General features: G+C 28.1%; 19 protein-coding genes. 2 read left to right on the top strand and 17 right to left on the bottom strand.

Going from position 1 to position 18,389, the window contains the following annotated elements; translation table 11 throughout:
- Positions 1 to 14 precede the first annotated feature (14 nt).
- The 11 genes from HCG70_RS03230 to HCG70_RS03180 form a co-directional block, all read right to left on the bottom strand.
- Positions 15 to 632, bottom strand: a complete 618-nt coding sequence (locus HCG70_RS03230) for an MBL fold metallo-hydrolase (protein WP_042394041.1) — start codon at positions 630 to 632, stop codon at positions 15 to 17.
- A gap of 31 nt (positions 633 to 663) precedes the next feature.
- Entirely contained in the window at positions 664 to 1,113 is a 450-nt protein-coding gene (gene dtd / locus HCG70_RS03225; RefSeq protein ID WP_042394038.1) for a D-aminoacyl-tRNA deacylase, read from the bottom strand.
- 13 nt (positions 1,114 to 1,126) lie between these two features.
- The gene (locus HCG70_RS03220; RefSeq protein WP_042394036.1) at positions 1,127 to 3,304 is read right to left on the bottom strand and encodes a bifunctional (p)ppGpp synthetase/guanosine-3',5'-bis(diphosphate) 3'-pyrophosphohydrolase; all 2,178 of its coding nucleotides are present in this window, start codon (positions 3,302 to 3,304) and stop codon (positions 1,127 to 1,129) included.
- 194 nt (positions 3,305 to 3,498) lie between these two features.
- The gene (locus tag HCG70_RS03215) at positions 3,499 to 4,017 is read right to left on the bottom strand and encodes an adenine phosphoribosyltransferase (protein ID WP_042394031.1); all 519 of its coding nucleotides are present in this window, start codon (positions 4,015 to 4,017) and stop codon (positions 3,499 to 3,501) included.
- Positions 4,018 to 4,079: 62 nt separating this feature from the next.
- Positions 4,080 to 4,934, bottom strand: coding sequence for a DHH family phosphoesterase (locus HCG70_RS03210; protein WP_055277170.1), 855 nt, complete (start codon positions 4,932 to 4,934; stop codon positions 4,080 to 4,082).
- Between the two features lie 352 nt (positions 4,935 to 5,286).
- Positions 5,287 to 6,159 carry a protein translocase subunit SecF gene (gene secF / locus HCG70_RS03205; protein ID WP_042394025.1) on the bottom strand — a complete coding sequence of 291 codons (873 nt, stop codon included), beginning with the start codon at positions 6,157 to 6,159 and terminating at the stop codon, positions 5,287 to 5,289.
- Between the two features lie 6 nt (positions 6,160 to 6,165).
- On the bottom strand, positions 6,166 to 7,419 hold the full coding sequence (secD, locus tag HCG70_RS03200) for a protein translocase subunit SecD (RefSeq protein WP_221697477.1): 1,254 nt from the start codon (positions 7,417 to 7,419) through the stop codon (positions 6,166 to 6,168).
- A gap of 209 nt (positions 7,420 to 7,628) precedes the next feature.
- Positions 7,629 to 9,827: a DNA topoisomerase III gene (locus HCG70_RS03195; RefSeq protein WP_221697476.1), complete on the bottom strand. Its 2,199-nt coding sequence runs from the start codon at positions 9,825 to 9,827 to the stop codon at positions 7,629 to 7,631.
- A gap of 65 nt (positions 9,828 to 9,892) precedes the next feature.
- Positions 9,893 to 11,203: an MATE family efflux transporter gene (locus HCG70_RS03190; protein WP_154820697.1), complete on the bottom strand. Its 1,311-nt coding sequence runs from the start codon at positions 11,201 to 11,203 to the stop codon at positions 9,893 to 9,895.
- A gap of 72 nt (positions 11,204 to 11,275) precedes the next feature.
- Positions 11,276 to 11,680 (bottom strand): ArsC family transcriptional regulator, encoded by a 405-nt coding sequence (locus tag HCG70_RS03185; protein ID WP_042394015.1) that lies wholly within the window; start codon positions 11,678 to 11,680, stop codon positions 11,276 to 11,278.
- A gap of 63 nt (positions 11,681 to 11,743) precedes the next feature.
- Entirely contained in the window at positions 11,744 to 12,061 is a 318-nt protein-coding gene (locus tag HCG70_RS03180) for a metalloregulator ArsR/SmtB family transcription factor (RefSeq protein ID WP_055277166.1), read from the bottom strand.
- 189 nt (positions 12,062 to 12,250) lie between these two features.
- On the opposite strand from HCG70_RS03180, the gene HCG70_RS03175 reads away from it, so the two are divergent.
- On the top strand, positions 12,251 to 14,263 hold the full coding sequence (locus tag HCG70_RS03175; protein WP_042394012.1) for a penicillin-binding transpeptidase domain-containing protein: 2,013 nt from the start codon (positions 12,251 to 12,253) through the stop codon (positions 14,261 to 14,263).
- Between the two features lie 340 nt (positions 14,264 to 14,603).
- Positions 14,604 to 15,044, top strand: coding sequence for a gamma-glutamylcyclotransferase family protein (locus tag HCG70_RS03170; protein ID WP_055275112.1), 441 nt, complete (start codon positions 14,604 to 14,606; stop codon positions 15,042 to 15,044).
- A gap of 72 nt (positions 15,045 to 15,116) precedes the next feature.
- Here HCG70_RS03170 and aat read toward each other — a convergent pair whose 3' ends face one another.
- From aat to HCG70_RS03140, 6 genes are all read right to left on the bottom strand, one after another.
- The gene (aat, locus tag HCG70_RS03165) at positions 15,117 to 15,767 is read right to left on the bottom strand and encodes a leucyl/phenylalanyl-tRNA--protein transferase (protein ID WP_042394008.1); all 651 of its coding nucleotides are present in this window, start codon (positions 15,765 to 15,767) and stop codon (positions 15,117 to 15,119) included.
- 127 nt (positions 15,768 to 15,894) lie between these two features.
- Positions 15,895 to 16,638, bottom strand: coding sequence for a DUF434 domain-containing protein (locus HCG70_RS03160; RefSeq protein WP_042394005.1), 744 nt, complete (start codon positions 16,636 to 16,638; stop codon positions 15,895 to 15,897).
- 209 nt (positions 16,639 to 16,847) lie between these two features.
- Complete coding sequence (locus HCG70_RS03155; protein WP_042394002.1) at positions 16,848 to 17,150, bottom strand: hypothetical protein; 303 nt, start codon at positions 17,148 to 17,150, stop codon at positions 16,848 to 16,850.
- A gap of 198 nt (positions 17,151 to 17,348) precedes the next feature.
- The gene (locus tag HCG70_RS03150) at positions 17,349 to 17,729 is read right to left on the bottom strand and encodes a VOC family protein (RefSeq protein WP_042393999.1); all 381 of its coding nucleotides are present in this window, start codon (positions 17,727 to 17,729) and stop codon (positions 17,349 to 17,351) included.
- A 47-nt stretch (positions 17,730 to 17,776) separates the two neighbouring features.
- Positions 17,777 to 17,971 carry a CooT family nickel-binding protein gene (locus HCG70_RS03145; RefSeq protein ID WP_042393996.1) on the bottom strand — a complete coding sequence of 65 codons (195 nt, stop codon included), beginning with the start codon at positions 17,969 to 17,971 and terminating at the stop codon, positions 17,777 to 17,779.
- Between the two features lies 1 nt (position 17,972).
- A complete protein-coding gene (locus HCG70_RS03140) occupies positions 17,973 to 18,386 on the bottom strand; it encodes a DUF3842 family protein (RefSeq protein WP_042393990.1) in 414 nt (137 codons plus the stop codon).
- Positions 18,387 to 18,389: the final 3 nt, after the last annotated feature.

Here is an 18,389-nt window from a genome sequence, read left to right as displayed (position 1 = left end):
ATATCTCCTTTTGTTTAGAAAATCTCAAATTCATCTTGTAGGAATGGATTTCTTAATCTTTCATACCCTATATTGGAAGAGTCCATATGCCCTGGATAAACCTTTATATCATTATCTAAAACCATTAATTTTGTTTTAATTGATGTAATAAGCTCATTAAAATCTCCACCTATAAAATCACTTCTCCCTACTGACCCTTTAAATAAAGTATCACCTGTAAATAAAGCATCTTTATAAAGATAGCACATTCCACCCTTAGTATGCCCTGGTGTATGAATACATTTTATTACATCATCGCCAAATGGTAAAGTATCTCCATCTTTAACAATGTTATATTCCTTTGGAAGTTCACCAAAAACTGTTTTATCAGTTTCCATAAAATGAACTTCATTTTCATTCATATATATAGGAGCTTTAAACTTTTCAGCAACTTCATTTAAGGCTTCTACATGATCAAAATGCCCATGAGTTAAAAGAATATATTTTACATTACAATTTAACTCTTCAATATTTTTAATTAATATATTTCCGTGACCTCCTGGATCAACTATGCAAGCATCTTTACTCTTTTCATCTACTAAAACATAAATATTTTCTTCATATACTCCTAAAGGGTAAGTTTTTATTATCATAAATTCACCTCACAAATTATATTAACTTTACTTAAAAAGCTTTGCTACTATCAAGTAATATAGTCACTGGACCATCATTTTTAATATCAACTTGCATGTGTGCACCAAAAATTCCAGTTTCTATTTTTAATCCCGTTTCCTTCATCATTTCTATAAACTTATCATAAAAAATCTTAGCATCATCCCCGCCTAAAGCATTCATAAAATTTGGCCTTCTTCCTTTTCTTGCATCACCATATAACGTGAATTGAGATATTATAAGAAGTTCACCTTTTACATCCAACAAAGATAAATTCATTTTATCATTTTCATCTTCAAAAACTCTAAGATTTATTAGTTTATCTTTAATATATTTCATATCTTCTTCAGTATCTTCTTTTGAAATACCTATAAGTACATTAAAACCTTTGTTTATTTCACCTACAATAGATCCATCAACTTTTACATTAGAATATGTTACTCTTTGTACAACTGCTCTCATTATATATCAACCTCTAATTATTCATTCTATATACATCCATTACTCCAGGTAATTTTCTTATTTTTCTCATTAATTCTTTTAATTGATCTACAGTATCAATTTTAACTTTAATATTAATATAAGCTAAATTGCCCTTTGCACTTTTTGCATTTAAAGCATTAAGTGGTAATTTTGTATCCATAATAATATTCATAACATCAGAAAGTATACCTGATTTATCTTCAGTTTTAACTTGAATTTCTGCCATATAGGCAACACCTTTAGATATACCCCATGATACATCTACAACTTTTTGTGGATCCTCATTGATAAGAGTCTTAAGATTGCTACAGTCCTTTCTATGAATTGAAACCCCACGACCTTTAGTTATATACCCTAAAATATCATCACCAGGAACGGGATTACAACACTTTGCAAATCTAACCATTAAGTTATCTACACCTTTAACTGTAACACCATAATTATTTTCTTTTTTCTTTTTCCCATTTTTTTGAATATTTTCTTCAATAGCCTTATTTAATATTTCTTCCTTTTCATCTTTTGCTAAATTTTCTTCCTTAAGTTTAGCTATGAATGCTGAAGCTACTACTGCTCCAAGTCCAACTAAAGCATATAAATCATCCATACAATTAATATTATATCTCTTTATAAACTTATCGTAAGATTCACCTTTAGCAATATCAGCGTAATGAACTCCTTGCTTTTTAAGCTCTTTTTCAAATACTTCCTTACCTTTTGTGATATTTTCTTCCTTCTTAGCCTTTTTAAACCAAGCTCTAATTTTACTCTTAGCTTGATTACTCTTGGCAATATTAAGCCAATCCATGTTAGGACCTTTAGAACTATTTGATGTCAATATTTCAACTATTTGACCAGTTTTTAACTTATAATCAAGTGGAACTATTTTACCATTTACCTTTGCACCAACACATTTATTCCCTATATCAGTATGTATTCTGTAAGCAAAATCTATAGGTGTAGCTCCATTTGGTAAATCTATTACTACTCCCTTAGGTGTAAATAAGAAAATTTCATCTGTAAAAAGATTAATTTTAAATCCTTCCATAAACTCTTCCGCATCTGAAGTTTCTTTTTGCCATTCAAGCATATCTCTTAGCCATACTAACTTATTTTCAAATGATTTTTCTTTAGTATCAGAAGTATCACCTTCTTTATACTTCCAGTGAGCTGCTATACCATATTCAGCTGTTTTGTGCATTTCAAAAGTTCTAATTTGAATTTCAAATGTTTTACCTTGTGGTCCTATTACAGTAGTATGTAATGATTGATACATATTAGGCTTAGGCATTGCAATATAATCTTTAAATCTACCTGGAATAGGTTTATATATTGTATGAACTATCCCTAGTACTTCATAACAATCCTTTACTGAATTAACAAGTATTCTTATAGCAGTTAAGTCAAATATCTGTTCTATACTCTTATTTTTTGTAACCATTTTTCTATAAATGCTATAAAAATGCTTTGGACGCCCATCAATATCTGAATCAATTCCAGCTTCTTCAAGCTTATTATATAAATCATCAATAATTTGAGATATATATGTTTCTCTTTCTACTCTTTTTTCAGAAATTTGATGTACTAAATCATAATATTCTTCTTCATGTAGATATCTAAAACATAAATCCTCTAGTTCCCATTTAACCTTAGAAATACCTAATCTATGTGCAAGTGGAGCATATATATCTAACGTTTCCTTAGATATTCTTTTTTGTTTCTCCTTTGGCATATATTTTAATGTTCTCATATTATGTAATCTATCTGCTAATTTTATAATAATTACTCTAATATCATTAGCCATTGCCAAAAGCATTTTTCTAAAATTATCTGCTTGCTGTTCTTCCTTAGACTTATATTCCATTTTAGTTATTTTAGTTACACCACTAACTAAATTTGCCACTTCTTCACTAAATATTGTTTTGATATCATCATATGTATAATCAGTATCTTCTATAACATCATGGAGCAATCCTGCAACTATGGTACTAGTATCCATACCTAATTCTGCTAAGATGATAGCAACATCTACTGGATGAATTATGTATGGTTCTCCCGATTCTCTCTTTTGCTCCTTATGTGCTTCAAAAGCAAAGTTAAATGCCTTATTGACAACATTTAAATCTACATTAGTACAATTTTCTTTTATTTTTTGTATCAATACCTCAACCATTAGGATCCTCCCTTTATATATTCTAAAATAAAACATTTTATTATTTAATTCTAAAAAGAATTTAATAATAATCTACTATATTGAAATTAATTATATCCATTATTTATAAAATTTTATTTAAAATTTATGGCTGGTTAAATAAACCAGCCACCTTTACAGTAATTATATATTAAAATTTAAGGTATTTCAATAAGTTATATATCATATTGAACTAATGACATTACTTCATAACCCTTTAATTTTTCTCTTCCTTTTAAATCTGTAAGTTCAATAGCAAAATCTAAAGCTACAACTTCTCCACCAGCTTCTTCTACTAATCTTGTTACAGCTTCAATAGTTCCGCCAGTAGCAAGTAAATCATCAACTATAGCAACTCTTTGCCCTTTTTTAATTGCATCTTTATGAATTTCTAACACGTCAGTTCCGTACTCTAAATCATAGTTAACAGAAATTGTTTCAAAAGGCAATTTACCTTTCTTTCTAACTGGAATAAAACCTACCCCTAATGCATATGCAACTGGTACTCCAAATATAAATCCTCTTGCTTCAGGTCCTAATATAATATCAACATTTTTATCTTTTAAATGTTCAGCAATAGCATCTATTGAATACTTAAATGCTTCTCCATCTGATATTAAAGTTGTAATATCCTTAAAGCTGATACCTGGCTTTGGAAAGTTTTCCACTATTCTAATGCTTTTTTTTAGATCCATTACAAATCCTCCATATTCACTTATTCTTGTATTTATTATAGTCAAAAATTATTATATTTATATTATACATTTTCCTTAGACTTATTTAAATACTTAGTTATTTGTTCTGCTCTTTCTTTTCTATTTGTAATTAATAACTCTATAATAATTCTAGCATTATCCGTCATAGTAACAACATTAATAGTTGGTGTTATAACATCTATAATTTTATCTATACTTTCTTCATTTATGCTTATCATATTATAGGCTTCCATTATGGACCTTAAACCATAATTATTTGTATTAATTAAAAACTTCATTCCTTCTTTTATAATAACGAAGTTCTCACCCTTTTTAGGAGTCTTCGCCGACTTTTCACCTATTAAAATTAAATCCAAATACTTATTAATACTTTTAATATTATAATAAATTGCAATTGCTTGCATCAATTTAAAAGTTAATCCACTTATTGATAAATTTTTATATCTATATTGACATCCTTTTTGATTAGGATTTAAGTATATGTGATCATACTCATAATTTATGTCTCTATTTTCTATAACTATCAAATCTATACCAAGATTTTTACAAAGCTCTTCTTCTTCACTTGATTTTAAATCTATTCCTAAGGCTATAAGTAATTCTCCACCTAAAAAATGCACGTTATTAATTATATCCTTTGTAGTAATCTTCGATTTTACTGAAGAATCATCATGGACTACGTATTCAATATCTGCATTTAAATATTTCAAAACCAGTATAAGGGATGAAATAGCACATAATCCATCTACATTAGGTATCCCATAAACAACAATTTTTTTTCTATTATTAATTGCTGATACCATACGTTCTATTGCTTTATTCATATCTTTAAGTATAAAGGGATTATATCCACTTATGTAATTTGGACTATATATACTTTCCCAAAACTTACGCATGACAAACTCCTCCACATTAATAAGAAAACATTTATATTATAATGTAATTTTATCTATATTACAAATGTTTTCTTAAAAAGAATGGCATTTTATAAGATTTTTCTGATTTTTTTTAATTCTACCTAATTATTTGTTATATAAAAGCTTTTCATTCCTACATCTTGCTACTATTTTATGTCATTATATCATATATTTTGCATGTCCAAATTAATATTACTCTTCAAATTTTAATTTCTTTATAATTTAATTATATATTTAAATCTCATTATATATATTTATAAATTAATATTAATACTTTTAAAAATTATTTATCTCAAAAAAATAACTACTCAAATGAGCAGTTATTTTTGTATTATGCAGTCTTTACTGACTTTTTCTTATTCATTTTATTCTTTAATATTACCCAAATAGGTGAAGCAATAAATATTGATGAATAAGCTCCTGCTGCTATACCTATTAATAATGGGAATGAAAACTCTCTAACTGTAGGGACAAATACATTTACTGCACCAATAATAATTAATGTAGTTAATGATGTATTAATAGATCTAGCTAAAGTTTTATTAATACTTTTATTAGCGATTTCTGCTGGATTACTTCTTCTCATACTATGATTATTTTCTCTTATTCTATCGAATACAACTATAGTATCATTTATAGAATACCCTACAATAGTTAACATAGCTGCTATAAATGAGCTATTAACTGGAATATCAAATATTGCATACACAGATAAAGTTATTAATACATCATGTATTAAAGCTCCAATTGCAGCAACACCAAATGTAAATTCAAATCTAATTGCTATATAAACTAACATAGCTACGCATGCTACTAATACTGCAATTATCGCATTTCTACTAAGTTCTTTACCAACTGATGGCCCAATTTGAGTTTCAGAAACTAATGCTGAATCATCTAAAGTATACTTTTCTTTAAGAGCATCAAATAATTCTGCAGTTTTTGTTTCATCTAATTCAGTTGATTTAATTTCATATTGAGTACCTTCAACAGTTTTTGTTACTGCATCAGAAGCATACTCTTTTACTATATTATCAACTTCTACCTTATCAAAATTATCACCAAGCTCAACTACTAACTTAGTACCACCTTTAAAATCTATACCAAAGTTTAATCCTCTAGTACACATTAAAACTACACCAATTAATATAATTGCAAGGGATATTGAAAACCAAATTTTTGACTTTTCTACTATCTTAAACATATCTCATTACCCCCTCTTTACTCTAAACTGCCAATTAGACTTTAACATTCCCATGTTAACAGCCCATTTCATTAATGTCTTTGTTACAACTATAGCTGTAAACATACTTACTGCTATACCTATCATTAATGTAACAGCAAATCCTTTTACACTACCTGTACCCATAAAATAAAGTACTAATGCTGCAATAATAGTTGTTATATTAGAGTCAACGATTGATGACAATGCATTGCTAAATCCTTTTTCAACCGCAGATTTAACAGACATACCATTTTTTAACTCTTCTCTAACTCTTTCAAATATAAGTACATTTGCATCAACTGCCATACCAACTGTTAACAAGAAGGCTGCAATTCCTGGAAGTGTTAATGCAACATCAGCTTCAACAAATACTAATAATGTTAAGCATACATATAACGTTAATGCAATACATGCAATAACTCCTGGAATCCTATAATAAAGAATCATAAATAAAAATATAATTGCTATTCCTATAAGTCCAGCCTTAACTGCATTTGGAAGTGCTTCCGCACCTAATTGTGCTCCTACATTTTCAATTTGTATAGCTTTTACTGTTACTGGAAGAGCTCCTGCATTAATTAATCCTGCCAAATTCTTAGCTTCATCTATAGAACTACTTCCCTTGATAATAGCATTTCCACCAGTAATTACACTATCAACTGTTGGAGCAGAAATTTCTTCATCATCCATGTAAATATAAATCTTCTTATTAAGGTTGTTTTCAGTTGCTTCAGCAAACTTTTTTGTTCCTTCATCAGTTAACTTTAAAGTTACAACTGGAGCATTACTTGTAGAATCAAGCATAGTTCCTGCCTCTTCTACATCTGAACCACTTAACACTTCGTTTCCATCTTCATCTTTAAAAGTCAAATTACCAGTCTTAGATAAACTATCAACTAAATCTTTTGAATCGTATTCACCTGGAATTTCAACTCTTACCCTTCTGTCACCTTCCACTGTCACTGAAGTTTCAGCAACACCAAGCTTATTAACTCTTAAACCGATAAGTTGTCTTGTCTTTTCTAAGTCCTCTTTTGTTACATCTTCATCCTGTATCTCCATTAACACAGAAACTCCACCTTGTAGATCAAGCCCCTTAGTAATAGCTTTATTGAATGACTTAAATTCCCATCCTGCTATTTCAACGCCTCTAGCACCTGCAAAGGCAAATACAACTATAACAATTAAGGTAAGAATAAATAATATAGTACTTCTACCTTTTGTATGTCCTTTTTTCATGGTTTTCCCCCTTCTATTCTTTTTGTTTCAACATTAATTATATTATGTCTACTTTCCAATAGCAAGTAAGATTAGGATTTTCTCCATTTTTTACATATATTTTTTACGCTTCTTTCAGAAAAACTTCATTTACTATTTATATTATAGCATTAAAAAGCAAAATTATTCCTAATCTTGCTTTTCAATACACTTCAATATACTATTTTATACTATTTTTCATCAAACTTCATATTTCCTAATAAAGCTGCAAATGGATTATCCTCTATAGCTTCTTTTTCTGCTTCTTTCTTCATTTTAGCCATAATTCTTTGAGTTTCTCTCTTATCCACTTTTCCCTTTTTATCAAATCTCTTTTCAAAAGAAGATGCTTTTTCTCTAAAATTACAATTTGCCCCTGTGCAAACGTAAATTTTACCTTCTCCTTGCCCTCTAATTTCTAATTTTTTCTTACACTCAGGACATCTAGCATTTGTTAGCCTAGCAACATTTTCTCTATATCCACACTCTCTATCTTGACAAACATTCATTATTCCATTTTTACCTTTAACTTCTAAAAGATATTTGCCACAATTAGGACATTTTTTTCCTGTTTTATTATCATGTACGAATTTACTATTTCCGCCCTTAACATCTTCTACTAAAGCAATAGAATAATTTTTCATTTCCCTAATAAATCCATTCCAATCTCTTTTACCTTTTGCAATTTCATCTAATTGACTTTCCCACTTTGCAGTAAGTAAAGGTGTTTTTAATTCAGTTGGTACTAATTCAATAAGTTGCTTTCCTTTAGATGTAGGTACGATTTCTTTACCTTTCTTTTCAATAACAAATGAATTAAATAATTTTTCAATAATATCAGCTCTAGTTGCAACTGTTCCTAAGCCTCCAGTTTCCCCTAAAGTCTTATCTGCTTCTTTTCCTACATTTATATACTTATGAGGATTTTCCATTGCAGATAAAAGTGTACCTTCATTAAATCTTGCTGGAGGTTTAGTTTCTCCTTTATTTAAAGAAACATTTTCTACAACAAATTTATTCCCTTTACTTAATTTAGGCAATACTTGTTCTTTAATATCCTCTTCACTTGAGTCATCTTCCAATTTATCATAAAGCTTTTTCCAGCCTTTTGATAATATTACCTTTCCCTTAGCTATAAATTTTTCATTTTCAATTTTTCCTTCAATTGTAGTTTGTATATATTCAAAAGGTGGTAATAGTACACTTAAAAACCTTTTAACAACTAAATCATATATTTTTCTTTCTTCCGAACTTAAGTTAGAAAGATTAGGCTTTTCTTCAGTTGGAATAATTGCATGGTGATCACTAACCTTAGAATTATCTACAAAACCTTTATGAGCATTTATCTTTGTTTTTAATAAATCATCAGCAATACTTCTGTATTCACCAATTGCAACAGCTTTAAGTCTATCAGGAATAGTCGCTACTATGTCTGTAGTAACATATCTTGAATCTGTTCTTGGATAAGTCAATATTTTATGATTTTCATATAATCTTTGCATTATATTTAATGTTTGCTTTGCTGAATATCCAAAAATCTTATTAGCATCCCTTTGCAATTCGGTTAAATCATATAAAGCAGGTGCAAACTTCTTTTTATTTGTTGAAATAATATTTGCTATTTCACCTTCTGCTCCTTTTATTTTAGAAACAATTTTATTTGCAAAATCTTCATCAAATATTCTACCATTATTATCTTTATTTACCCACGCTAAACTATAACCTTTAGTTTTTGCATTTATCGTATAATATGGCTTAGGCTTAAAGTTTCTTATTTCCTCTTCTCTTTGAACTATCATTGCAAGTGTTGGAGATTGAACTCTCCCAGCAGATAATTGTGCATTATACTTACAAGTTAAAGCTCTTGTTACATTAAGTCCAACTAGCCAATCAGCTTCAGCTCTACAAACGGCTGCTCTATATAGATTTTCATATTCTTTACCATCTTTTAAATTTCTAAATCCATCTAAAATAGCTTTATCAGTTTGAGATGAAATCCATAATCTTTTAAGTGGCTTCTTAACCCCTGCTTTTTCAATAGTCCATCTAGCAACAAGTTCCCCTTCTCTTCCAGCATCTGTAGCAATTACTATTTCGCTAACATCATTTCTATTCATAAGTTTCTTAACTTCGTTGAATTGCTTTCCAGTTTTCTTTAATACTACTAACTTCATGTATTTTGGTAACATAGGAAGAGTTTCCATCTTCCATTCTTTATATTTATTATCATAACCTTCTGGATCCATAAGTCCAACTAAATGACCCATAGCCCAAGTTACAATATATTTACTTCCTTCTATATATGAACCCTTATTATTATTACATTTTAAAACCTTTGCTAAGTCTCTTCCTACTGATGGCTTTTCTGCCAATACTAACACTTTACTCATATTTGCTCCTTTTTCATTTGGAATTTTAACTAATTATATCATACTTTCCTAAAAACATATATTCTCTATAAAATCTTTCTAATCTTAGTTTCATAAATAAAGTAAGAACATATTCCTTTTAAAATACTAGATATACAAATACTAATCCAAATTCCACTTATCCCAAAAGGTTTAATTAATACTAGAGCAAGAGGAATTCTAAGACTTGTAAACACAATACTAATAGTTGCAGGAATATTAGGTTTTCCTATACCTGTAAACATTCCATTTGATATCATTTCAATAGCACTAAAAACTTGTGAAAAAGCTACTGCTTTTAAATAAGCTGATGCAATTAAAATTGTTGATTCATCACTTATAAATAACCTAATTAATGGCCTATTAAGCAATAAAAATACTCCTGCCATAACTATTGCATAACTTATTCCCACTACTAATGCACTTCTATATCCTTCCCTTATTCTGTTTGATTTTCCTGCTCCAAAATTTTGACCAGTAAAACTTGCAACAGCACCATTTAATCCTCCAATTATCATATAAGCGATAGACTCTATTTGAACTCCAATTTTTTGTGCAGCAATCGCTTCTGATCCAAACATCGCTATAATCTTAGCTAAGATAATATTTATAATTGTAAATAAAATTCTTTGAAATGCCATTGGAAAACCAAGCCTTATTATTTCTTTTATCTTTTCAAAATCAACCTTTAAATCATACCTATAATTAAGTATCCCATTTGTATTTATTCTAAATAAAATAAACATTATAACATTAGCTATTAAAGTACTAACCCCTGCACCAATGACACCAAAATTTAAAACATAGATACATACAGGATCAAGAATTATATTTAAAATAACTCCAACTCCATTTATCTTCAGAGCTAACTTATTATTACCAAAACTCCCCAATATTCTTGTATACATCATATTAAAAAAAGCAAAAAATAAAATAGGAGCATTTAAAGCTAAATAATAATAAGCATTACTTTCTACTTCACTATTATTCAAATTTAAAAATTCTATAAATCCTTTTCCTAAAAAGATTAGAATTAACCCAAAAACAGTACCAATAATTATATTTATTACTATTCCTGAATTTATATATTCCTTTATTTCATTCTCATTTTTTCTACCAATTGCATGTGCAACTTTAATTCCTGTTCCAATAACAACTAAAGAATTTAAAGCATTACCAATATTAATATACAAACTTGAAGAACCAATACTTGCTACAGCATTACTTCCAAGCCTTCCTACCCATATCATATCAATTAAATTATATGTAAATTGTAATAATGAACTACCCATTATAGGTAATGCTAGTGCAGCTATAACTGATATGACTTTTCCCCTAGTTAAGTCTATTTTTTTCATATTATCTCCATCCGCAAATCTTTCTCAAAATTTACTACTTTATAATAATCTCGTATTATAAAATTTTTCTTTTTAAATTTCGTTATTCTTAATCTTTTTTGCTAATTCTTTTACCTTTTCTTCTATTGCTTTAGCTACCTTTATAAACTCTTCATCACTTTTTCCCGTAGGATCTTCTAAGCCCCAATCTTCAATATGTTCTGCATATAGATATGGACATACAACATTACATCCCATTTTTATCACTATATCTACTTTAGGGATATCACTTAACAATTTAGACTTTTGTGTTTTATTCATGTCAACTTTATATAAATCTTTTATTATCTTAACTGCTTGCTGATTAATCATTGGTTTTGTTTCAGTTCCTGCTGAATAACATTCAAACTCTTCATTACCATAAATTTTTCCTAATGCTTCTGCCATTTGTGATCTACAAGAATTGTGAACACAAATAAAAGCTACTTTTTTCTTCATTCCAATCATCCTTTACTAATTTAATCTTATTTATTTTTAATATATTTTTAATATATTTTTTATTTAATTTTTACATTTTGAATTATCCACATTTTCGTTACTATGTACCTTCGTTAATATCTTCAATAAGCTAAATGCATATTCACAGCCCTCATTACTTATTGAATAATAAGTCCATTTACCTTCTTTTCTATTTTTAACTACTCCAGATTCACATAATATTTTCATATGATGTGATAAAGTGGATTGACTGATATTTATTTTTTTCAATAAATGACATGCGCATTTTTCTCCACTTTGAAGAATCTCAAGAATCATCAATCTATTTTCATCACAAAAAGCTTTAAATACCTTAGAATTGGCTTCATATTTATTCTCCATTACAACACCTCATATCTATTTTTTTCGATATGATGATTATATATATATACTAAAAATTTATCAATACATTTTATATTTAAATTCTATTATTCATAAATAATTATAAAATTGCTAACTTATTATTTTATTTGGAATGTTTTCCTTAAAATAGTATAATAAAGTATATTAAACAATCAAAGGAGGATGATTATGAAAAACCTAAATAAGTTACTTTTACTTTTATCATTAATTATAGTAATAATATTTTCATTAGGTTGCTCAAAAACAAGTAAATATAATGAAGCTTTTAATTCCTATGTTGAAAAATGGCTTAAAAGTGATTTTTCTGGAATGTATTCCATGTTAACAAAAGAATCTAAGGAATCAATTAATGAGGAAACCTTTGTTAATAGATATAAAACTATCTACTCGGCAATTAACTTAGACAATTTAGATATTTCCTTAAATAAGGATCTTGAAAAAAAAGATAATTACTATACTGCCTCATTTACTTTAAAAGCAACAACTATCGCTGGTGAGTTAAATTTAACAAATTTTGACGTAGATATTTATAAAGAAGAGGACAACTATCTAATTAATTGGGATGAAAGTTTGATTTTCCCTAATATGATAAAGGATGATAAAGTTTATGTTAGAACCACAAATCATTCTAGAGGTAAGATATTAGATAGAGATGGTAATATTTTAGCTGAAGATGGTACAATTTCAGTAGTTGGAATTCATCCATCTAAATTTAATAATGAAAATCGTAATTCTAAAATTACAGAACTAGCAAATACATTAGATATTAGTGAAGATACTATTATAAGCAAGTTAGATGCAAATACCGATCCTGAGCTTTTTGTTCCAATAGTTAGTATAACTACTACCGATGAAAAACTCCAAACTCTTACTAATAGAAATGAAGAAGGAATTCTTATTAATACTAAAACTTCAAGAGTTTACTATGGTGGAGAAGCATTCGGAAGATTAATTGGTTACGTTGGAGCAATTACTGCTGAAGAATTGGAAAATAAAAATGACTATAGTTATACTTCAACAAGTTTAATTGGTAAGGCTGGAATCGAATCTGTTTATGAAGATACTTTACGCGGTGAAGATGGAGCTGAAATTTACATTAAAAGAGGCTCTGATGAAATAAGTATATTAAAAAAAGAAGTTATTAATGGCGAAGATATTAAACTTACAATAGATTCAACTTTACAAAATAATTCCTATACACAGTTAAATGGAGAAAAAGGAGCTGTAACAGCTGTTGATCCTATTTCTGGTGAAGTTTTAGCTTTAGTAAGCTCTCCATCATATGATTCTAATATGTTTACAACTTATGTCACTAAAACTAAAGCTGCAGAAAGAGAAGCAAATAATTACACTGATACTGTAAATAGATTCAGTAAAACATATGCCCCTGGCTCTACTATGAAACTAATAACAGCTGCAATTGGCTTAAATACTGGAAAAATTAACCCTGATGAATCTATAGAAATTAATGGATTAACATGGCAAAAAGATTCAAGTTGGGGTAATTATAAAATAACTAGGGTAGAAAATGTTAGTCCAGTTTCATTAAGAGAAGCCGCTAAACACTCTGATAATATTTACTTTGCCCAAGCTGCATTAAAGATCGGTAGCGATGATTTAATTAGTGGTATAAAAGGATTTGGTATAGGTGAAGAAATGACTTTCGAATATCCAATGACTGATTCTAGTATTTCTAACGATGGAAGTTTAAATTCTGAAATTTTACTTGCTGATACAGGTTATGGTCAAGGTGAATTAATGGTTACTCCTTTAAATATGGCCTTAGCATATAGCGCTTTAGCTAACAATGGTAATATTATGACTCCTAGATTAGTTTTATCTGATAATAGTACTGCTTCTATTTGGAAAGAATCTGCTATTAAGCCTGAAAACCTTCAAACTTTAATTGAAGATTTTTCTGCTATGGTAAATGATGAAGATGGTCATGCATATGAAATGAAAATTGACGGATATAATATAGCTGCTAAAACTGGAACTGCTGAAATTAAATCATCTCAAGATGATACTAACGGAACTGAAAATGGATGGTTTGTTGCAGTAGATACTACTAGTTCAAAATTAGCTATTGCAACAATTATAGAAGATGTTAAAGATAGAGGTGGAAGTAGCATTCCAATTCCTATGGTTAAAAATATTATGGAAGAATATCTAAATAGATAGTAAAAAAATCTGTATCAAAGAAATATCTTGATACAGATTTTCTTTTTTATTACTATTTTTATAATATTAACATTCTTTATTATTTACACTTAAAATTAAATCTTTTATATTACAATTATCACTTATTTTTTAATTTATAATCTCCTCCTCAATACTGTTTCATTTATAATTTACATATATCATAAACTTCACTATATATAATTCCAATATACCCATTTTATTATTTACAGTTAAAATACTATTTAGTATAATTTTTTCAGTATCAACCCATATACCTTGTGGGAAACTATGAATAATCCTCAGATATTTTTTTCTAGAAAATAGGTGGTGAAAATTACTAATGAAAAATATTAATTTTTTTGTTTACGGAAGCTTAAGAGAAGGATTTTATAATTATAATAAGTTTTTAGCCGGAAAGATTTTTAAGAAAAAACAAGGAAAATTACATAATGTTAAATTATATCATATGCCCTATAAAGGTTATCCTGCAATAGTTCCAGGTGAAGATTATGTATTAGGTGAAATAATGGTCATTAATAAAGAGGATTATGATTCTACTATGAAGGCACTTGATAAAATGGAGGGCTTTATAAGTGAAGGAAATTCTGAAAATGAATACCATAAAATGCTTTTAGAAGTTGAAAATATTGAAAATAACCAAAATGAACTATGTTATGTATACTTTTATAATAAAGATAGGGATAAACTTTTTGATACTGAAGCAATCTACATTCCCAACGGAGATTGGAAAGACTATATGTTAAATAATTCAATTATTTAAATAGAACCATTTATATATAATAAGGAGATATTACTAAGAATATCTCCTTATCTTTAAATTAATATTTTTTATTTATAAAGCTAGTCCTTCCTTTAACATTACCTTAAATTCTTTCCAACTAACAAACTTTCCACCCATACTTTCTAAATGGTTTGTGTGCATTTGACAATCTAGAAAAATATATCCCTCTTCCTCAAGCTTTTTACAAATACTTATTAAAGCTACTTTAGACGCATTACTTTTCTTTGAAAACATACTTTCTCCAAAGAAACACTTTCCTATCTTAACACCATAAAGTCCTCCTACAAGTTCTTGATCTTTATATACCTCAACACTTGTGGCAAAACCTTTTTTATGTAAGTTGATATACGCTTCCATTATTTCATTAGTTATCCATGTTCCTTCTTTATTTTCCCTAAGTTCTTTACAGTTTTTTATTACCTCATTAAAATCTTTATCAAAAGTAACCTTAAACTCACCTTTATTAAACACTCTTTTCATTGATTTTGATATATTAATCTCACTTGGCTTTATTATAAATCTCGGCTTTGGACACCACCATAAAATTGGTTCACCTTCACTGTACCATGGAAAAATACCATTGCAATAAGCTAAGATAAGTCTTTCAAAACTTAAATCTCCACCTACTGCTAATAATCCATCTTCTTCTGCTAAATCAGGATTTGGAAACATTATTTCATCACTTAATTGATATACTGGCATATGTTCATCACTCTCTCTTAAATTTTATCAACTCTATTATCTTATTATATATCAATATTATTAAATAAAAAAAGTTAAAAATACACTTGTACTTCTAACCTTTTATCTAATATCAAAATATTATTAATCAATTTCTCTTTTCACTATTATATTTTTCTAAATTAATAACCCAAGCATTATCAATATATTCTTTAATAATATAACTAACTAAATTAATCCAACCATCACATTTATCTAAAATAATAGAATCACTACTTACAACGTAATTACTCTTTTCAAGTATAACATCAGGATTAATAACTATATCAACATTTACATTAACTTCCCACTTCTCAGCAGCTTCATAAATTGCAGCTTTAAGATTTCCTGAATTAGAAACAGGGGCATCTATATAAAAGTTAACACATTCTAATTCTAGACTTCTAAAAGCTTTTCCTAAGATTTCTAATACACCATATGTTTTATCAATTAATCTATAAGTACCTCTTAGTCCTGCTAAATCTCTTATAGCTCCATCCATACACTTTATTAATAATCCCTTAGATAATGCCACCTCAAGAGAAATAATAAAATTAAATGCATCTATATTAATAGTTTTTCCCTTTAAACTAGACACACTTATCTCCTTATCTCGTCTCACTTCTAAATCCTTGATTGAGCAACTTGCCCTTCTAATTGCCATGCGTTGTCTTGTTGAAAATTGATACCTTCCCCCTACAAAATCAATTATATTACTAATAGGATAATTTCTATTAAGCAACCAAACTACTTCTTCTTGTGCATGCCTTAATCTTTCTATCTCCTTACTTGAAAAAAATCTTTCATCTTTATCTTCCTTGCCTCTAATAGTTCTCTTTTTTATTTCTTCCATATTGTATTACCTTTCATATCTATTTTTAATAGTATACTACTTATATTTTATATTATTTTTCTTTATATTATAAAAAATCACTAAATATAAACTTCTATTATTTAGGTTAGACAAAAACTTGTACGTAAATTAAAATTAAATATAATAACAAAAACATCAATTTACATTTATGTGAAAATTGATGTTATATATAAGAAATAAATTTATACTTAAAAAATATAAGTCATATTTTGTGGTTCAAAATATGATAATCCATGTGATTTTGCCATTTCAGATATTATGTCATTTAAATATTCAGCATCTTCAAGCATACATCCAATTATTACAAATCCTTTTCCCTTAGCAATTTCAATATTAAGCTTTTTATCAATTAAATCTTCATAAAATTCATCTATTAAGCTTATATCTCCAACTAAAGAACTATCTCCTTCACATAACATTTCATATAAAACCTGTGCTCCAACTGCACTACTTACACTATCACTATTCCATACTGCACAATACCAATCCATTATTTTCTCCTTTGCTTATTAAAAATTCACTTAATACTAGGAATATTCATTACATTTAACTTTTCCTACTAATACACTTATTCCACTGTATTCTGAAATATTTTAATTTCAAAATTAAAATACCTAAAAAAATAAGAAGTAAAGAAACTTATACAAACTCCTAAAGAATTTCTATATCCCCCTTACTTCTTAAAGTAATTATCCTCTTATAACTTCAACCTTATATCCATCTGGATCAGTTACAAAGTAATAATGAGGTTTTTCTCCTGGAAGCCCCTTTAAATCAGTAACTTCATATCCCATTTCACTGTGCTTTTCTCTTAAAGACTCAATATTATCATGAGCTATAGCAATATGACTAAATCCATTTCCTAAATCATAAGGAACTTCTGGATTATAGTTATAAGTAAGCTCTACTTCATAACCACCTGGTACATCTGATAAATAAACTAATGTAAATTTATGCTCTGGAAAATCTTTTCTTCTCGTTTCTACAAGTCCTAAAGCATTCTTATAGAACTCTAGTGATTTTTCTAAATCCATTACTCTTATACAAGTATGTAACATTTTAATTGACATAATATACCTCCTAAATTAAACTTGTATAAATTATAGCATAAATTACTTTATTTTTCAGCCTCTAAAATAATCTTATGATTAACTAATTCCATCTCTTTAATTTTTGCTCTAATCGTTTTTCTTTGACTAAATATATTTTCTAAAAAAATTCCTTCTTCTCCAGGTATAATTTTATCTACTGACTCAAGTAATAATCTTTCTCTTCCCTCTCTATCAATTAAATAAACATTAGCCTCACACATATTATCTACCTCCATAATTTTTAACTATTTCAACTACATCTTCAATATAATGTGGTAGCGATTTATTTTCTATGCCTACAACTAGTACATTACATTTATTTAAAGGAATAAGTACCTTTTTTACAGAACTTTCTGCTATTGCTTCTGCCATCTTAGGTGTTAATTCACCTAAAAAAGAATTTGCACAAACTATTCCAACACTCCCTAATATCATATCTACTCTTGTAGAATTATAAACTATTGCATTTTCACCTGTGGCTCCCTCGTTAGCTCCAGCCTTTAACATCATTGATGTTGCTAAAGAATTGGTTCCAAGTGCTATTATTTCTAACTCCTCATTGCAAGTTCTCCTCAGCCTATCTACAATTGCCTTTCCTATTCCGCCACCTTGTCCATCAATAACTGCTATCTTCATAAT

It is taken from the genome of Clostridium sp. K04 (assembly GCF_019734375.1).
In the GTDB taxonomy this organism is placed as follows: Bacteria; Bacillota; Clostridia; order Clostridiales; family Clostridiaceae; genus Clostridium; species Clostridium saudiense.
This window is presented reverse-complemented; position numbering and strand designations above follow the sequence as displayed.